At 58.3% G+C, this 3,238-nt stretch carries 5 protein-coding genes; 4 read left to right on the top strand and 1 reads right to left on the bottom strand.

Annotated elements, in window-relative coordinates; genetic code table 11:
* Positions 1-52: 52 nt before the first annotated feature.
* Positions 53-292 (top strand): AlpA family phage regulatory protein, encoded by a 240-nt coding sequence (locus QMM04_RS21690; RefSeq protein ID WP_132466170.1) that lies wholly within the window; start codon positions 53-55, stop codon positions 290-292.
* 316 nt (positions 293-608) lie between these two features.
* Here the strand turns inward: QMM04_RS21690 and QMM04_RS23225 are convergent, their stop codons facing one another.
* A complete protein-coding gene (locus QMM04_RS23225) occupies positions 609-731 on the bottom strand; it encodes a hypothetical protein (protein WP_349253951.1) in 123 nt (40 codons plus the stop codon).
* 442 nt (positions 732-1,173) lie between these two features.
* On the opposite strand from QMM04_RS23225, the gene QMM04_RS21680 reads away from it, so the two are divergent.
* From QMM04_RS21680 to QMM04_RS21670, 3 genes are read left to right on the top strand one after another with little or no spacing between them, the layout of a single operon-like run.
* Positions 1,174-1,368: a hypothetical protein gene (locus tag QMM04_RS21680; protein WP_282996909.1), complete on the top strand. Its 195-nt coding sequence runs from the start codon at positions 1,174-1,176 to the stop codon at positions 1,366-1,368.
* A complete protein-coding gene (locus QMM04_RS21675) occupies positions 1,358-1,726 on the top strand; it encodes a hypothetical protein (RefSeq protein WP_159378402.1) in 369 nt (122 codons plus the stop codon). The genes QMM04_RS21680 and QMM04_RS21675 overlap by 11 nt, the downstream gene beginning before the upstream one ends.
* The gene (locus QMM04_RS21670; protein ID WP_282997007.1) at positions 1,723-3,090 is read left to right on the top strand and encodes a helicase RepA family protein; all 1,368 of its coding nucleotides are present in this window, start codon (positions 1,723-1,725) and stop codon (positions 3,088-3,090) included. Before QMM04_RS21675 ends, QMM04_RS21670 begins: the two co-directional genes overlap by 4 nt.
* Positions 3,091-3,238: the final 148 nt, after the last annotated feature.

Below are 3,238 nucleotides of genomic sequence, written 5' to 3'. Positions count from 1 at the left end.
CTACTCTCTTTCATAACGTCGCAAGACAACGCATACGGAACGATAGAAAATCATGTCATTACAGGAACCAGCTAAAGAAACGATTCCAACAAGCGGAATGATCAGACCTAAGCGCCTGGCTGAATTGCTCGGTGTGAGTGAGTCCACAATCTGGAGAAAGGCTAAAAATGGCACACTTCCTCGCCCAGTAAAGCTGTCTGAACGCGTGGCCGCGTTTGATGCCGTTGAAATCAACCGCTGGCTGGCAGAGCGCCGCGCAGTGGCTATACCAGCCAGTCAGCGAGCGCAGTAAACGAAACCCATCCTCCTTAGCTGGATGTCTTCGCCGCAACTTAACGGGGCCTGAAAATGAAAACCAGAAAAAATGGATTAAGTTCCATCGGCTTTGCTCAGCCTGAAATCAGCCAGGAATTTCTACCCGGCTATCACGAAAGCCGCGACGGATTAAAAGCCCCGGGCGCTAAGCAGCACCAGTATATAAATCTGGCACGAGCAGATGATCGGGTTGCGGGTCCGGGAGAGGATGAACGCGCTGGTGAAAGCGGGCAGAAGTTGAGCATGCTGGTAGTTACGCAAAAAATATCTGATTGGCACTTCGTTAATACTGACTACAGTGAATCTTTGTCATTATCGCGAGCCAGTTTCCGTTGGCGGCGTTTGATCTCACCTTTAGCAGCGGTAATCAAAAAACCGGCGGTGCTTTCATCTGGTTGCTTCACATCTTCAATCATCTGCAAGTCATCCAGCGGTATCCTGACTGAGACTTGTAGTGATTTATTGTTTCTTCTACCCGTTGCCATTACTGAACCTCCGTATGTCTGGTGGTGTTCAGTATGCCTGAGTGAAATCTCAAATCAAGCATTGACGTGGTGTTCACCTGACAATATATTGGTGGTGTTCACCTCATTTGAGTTAGTGAGCGAAAATGACGAAGCCCGACAGTGCGCTAACACTAATCGGGCTTCTAACCTGTCGCGTTATTCGGAGTAACGACCATGGCTATGAACAAGCATACCCAAACTCATCCCAAATATCAGTACCGCCTCCCCGCCATTTCCCGTGAGGACCGGTCTGTACCCCCGTTACGTCTCTGCGCCGGCACCGGCTCAGAGCAGGCTGTCCGCTGCCTTGCCCTCTCTCCCGCGGATCCCCTGCCCGTTCAGGAGGCCCGGAATGCGTGAGCCCATGGATTTAGATCAGGCGGAATTCCAGGCCGAGATGGCCACCTCGCTGTTTGAGGTGATTATGGACAAGGCCTGCCGGGAGTGTTCCCCCCAGCTGCGGCACCTCATCAGCCTGGCCTGCGACATCAACTTTGAGATTTACCGCGCGCTCAGGGCTGACGGAGGAAAGCACTATGATCAGTAACGTGAAGTTTAACGAGCTGGCCAGCCGGGTGGAGGCGCTCACTGCGCGCGTCGGGGACCTGGAGGCCAGCCTGAACGCGCTGGTGGATTCACAGGGCGGCACCATTCCGCCCGGCATGGCGCCGGTCAGCACGCTGGCGGCGGAGTTTGGCATCTCCACCAAGAAGGCGGAGGAGCTGGCAAAAAACGCCGGCGTGATGCTGGTGCGGCACAGGGCCGGAGGTTACCTGGTGCCGGACGAGAAATTCCGTGAGGCGGCCCGTCTGGTGCTGCGTGCGGCCAAACGGAAGTACGGCTCGGCGTACTGGTACCACCCGCTGATTGGCAAATTCCAGATGAGCGGAGGCCTGCCGAAATGAGCCTTCCCCTGCGGCTTACTGAGCCGCTTTCCGACGCGCTCTTTGCCTGCGTCTATCTGTGGGCGCACGGACGCCCCTGCAGCCGCTCTGAGCTGGAAAAGGCCGCCCGCCAGCATCACGACCCGGCAACCCGCTGCGGAAAGCTGGTGGTGCGCCTGATGCAGCTGCACGGCATGACCTACGAAGACCTGTGCGACGCCGGCTACCTGGGCACGGACGCTGAGCAGGTGAAGGCGCTCCGCCGCTCGGTCGTGGCGGAAATCCTCGGCACGGAGGCGCTGAATGCCTGCCTGCGCGACACCGGGCGCATTCAGCGCGTGTTTCCTGCGGCAGACGCGACGAAGACCCGGCTGCCGCTGTCGCGCGGCTCTGAGGGCTTCGACGCCCGGCAGGACTATGTGATGAAGCACGTCCTGCCCGCGCAGGCGCTGTGCAGCATCTACGGCCCCAGCGGCTCGTTCAAAAGCTTTCTCGCCATCTCCTGGGCCTGCCATATTTCGGCGGGCCTCCCCTGGGCAGGCCACAGGGTAAACCGCGGCGCGGTGCTGTATATCGTGGGTGAGGGGGGCATCGGCGTGCCGCGCCGCATCCGCGCCTGGGAACAGGTTTATCAGCAGCGCGTGGAAAACGTCTGGCTGGTAAACCGCCCCGTCTTTCCGGTGCGTCAGTCAGAGGTGCAGGAGGTCATCCTGGCGGCGAAGCAGATTGAGGCGGATGCAGGTCTGCCGGTGCGCCTGATTGTCATCGACACCCTGGCGCGCTGCTTTGGCGGCAACGATGAGAACGACGCCCGCGATATGGGGGCGTTCATTGAGGGCTGTGACGACATTAAGCGGAAGACCGGCGCCACGGTGCTGGTGGTTCACCACTCAGGGAAAGACGAAGCCAAAGGGGCGCGGGGCTCCAGTTCGTTCCGTGCGGCGCTGGACGCTGAGTTTCAGGTGAAGCGCGAGGATGAGAACATCGCCCTGATACTTTCCTGCACCAAGATGAAGGACGCTGAGGAGCCGAAGCGCCGGGCGTACGACCTGGAGCCGGTCAGGCTGTTTACGGACGAAGAGGGAGAGGAAATCCATTCACTGGCCGTGCGGGATGTCGCCCGGGAGGCTGAGGAAAGCGATCCTGACTTAACTGCCGTGCCACACCTCAGTGAAAATCATCTGGCCATATGGCAGTCAGTAAGAAGCCGCAATGCGCGGGGTGAGGCCTGTACAAAAGCCATCATCATTGATGATTTGAAGGCCATGGGCATTGATACCCGCAAGCATTTTTCCCGCTGGCTGAGCAAGCTGACAAAGGCAGGGCTCGTTTCTTTAGACGGCGAAAATATTGTCATTCACTCTCAGAGGGATGTGGAGGAATAAGTGGGGGCCAGGTGGGGGCTGTGGGGGCGACACCCCTTCCGCCCCCACTTTTTCCCTGTATACACACAGAAAGTGGGGGCCATGCTCAAACCCGCGAATTTACCGGGCTGAGAGGGGACTTTCAAAAAACAGGTGGGGGCGTGGTGGG

The sequence above is a fragment of the Pantoea sp. Pa-EAmG genome, from assembly GCF_030024295.1.
Classification (GTDB): Bacteria; Pseudomonadota; Gammaproteobacteria; order Enterobacterales; family Enterobacteriaceae; genus Pantoea; species Pantoea dispersa.
This window is presented reverse-complemented; position numbering and strand designations above follow the sequence as displayed.

Coding starts and splice junctions, on each gene's coding strand:
- QMM04_RS21690 (WP_132466170.1), top strand. CDS start 53: ATGTCATTACAGGAACCAGCTAAAGAAACGATTCCAACAAGCGGAATG.
- QMM04_RS23225 (WP_349253951.1), bottom strand. CDS start 731: ATGATTGAAGATGTGAAGCAACCAGATGAAAGCACCGCCGGTTTTTTG.
- QMM04_RS21680 (WP_282996909.1), top strand. CDS start 1,174: ATGCGTGAGCCCATGGATTTAGATCAGGCGGAATTCCAGGCCGAGATG.
- QMM04_RS21675 (WP_159378402.1), top strand. CDS start 1,358: ATGATCAGTAACGTGAAGTTTAACGAGCTGGCCAGCCGGGTGGAGGCG.
- QMM04_RS21670 (WP_282997007.1), top strand. CDS start 1,723: ATGAGCCTTCCCCTGCGGCTTACTGAGCCGCTTTCCGACGCGCTCTTT.